Origin of the sequence: Dietzia sp. DQ11-38-2, assembly GCF_014145055.1 — a bacterium.
Lineage (GTDB): Bacteria > Actinomycetota > Actinomycetes > Mycobacteriales > Mycobacteriaceae > Dietzia.
On sequence record NZ_JAALDW010000483.1, the window covers coordinates 2,686 to 3,652 of the forward strand.

General features: G+C 70.7%; 1 protein-coding gene and 1 pseudogene. Both read left to right on the plus strand.

Annotation, left to right across the window (positions count from 1 at the left end):
• A pseudogene (locus G6026_RS17630) lies at positions 1–423 on the plus strand (hypothetical protein); the annotation flags it as partial.
• A partial coding sequence (locus G6026_RS15135; protein WP_182613655.1) for an SRPBCC domain-containing protein occupies positions 416–967 on the plus strand: 552 nt, incomplete at its 3' end. The pseudogene G6026_RS17630 and the gene G6026_RS15135, both read left to right, overlap by 8 nt.

Below are 967 nucleotides of genomic sequence, written 5' to 3' on the forward strand. Positions count from 1 at the left end.
GACCAGGCGTCGCCACGATGGCTGCTCGCGCTGGCCTCGCGCATGGTGCGCGAGGTGGGTGAGCTGGTGGGGGGCGCGCGCCGGACCGGCAAGCAGGTCGGGACGTTCGGCCTCGACGGCGAGGTGCGGTTCGCCACCCCGGCCGACCGCGCGGCATTCGCGGACGAACTCACGGACGCCGTCACCAGGCTGGTGTCCAGATACCACGACGACTCCGCCGAGGGGGGCCGCCGACACCGCCTCGTCCTGGGGATGCACGCCGTCCCGCCCGGGACCGGAGACACCGCGGGCAGCTCCGCACCCGGCGACTCCGCACCCGGCCGCCCCACCCCGTCCAGCAGTCACACATCCCGCAGCTCCACGCCCGACAGCGCTTCGCCCGACAGTCCCGCAATGCACCAAGAGGAGAAGAACGATGTCTGACCAGCACAAACGGATCGAGAAGTCCATCGAGCTCGACGCCACCCCGGAGGAGGTGTGGGAGGCCGTGGCCACGGGTGAGGGCATGGCGTGCTGGTTCGTACCGCACCGGTTCGACCCGCCGGAAGGGGGAGTGGGAGCCCGCGTGGTGTCCGACTTCGGCTCCGGGAACGTCTCCGAGGCCACGGTCAGGGAATGGGAGCCCGGGCGGCGATACGCGTCCTCCGCGGACGGGGACCCGCAGGTCGTGGAATTCCTCGTCGAGGGCCGCGACGGTGGTGGAGCAGTGCTGCGGCTCATCCACAGCGGGATCACCGGCGAGGACTGGGAGGCCGAGTACCACAGCCGGGGCTGGGACGGCTTCCTGTCGAACCTCCGACGCTATTTCGACCATTTCCGCGGTCTGCCGCCGGCCACCGTGTCGATCATCGCGTTCAGTGACCTCGACAAGGACGGCATCTGGTCGCTGTTCAACGACGCGCTGGGCATCGACCGGCAGCTGGCGGTCGGCGACACCGTGCACCTGACACCCGAGGGGCTCGAGCCG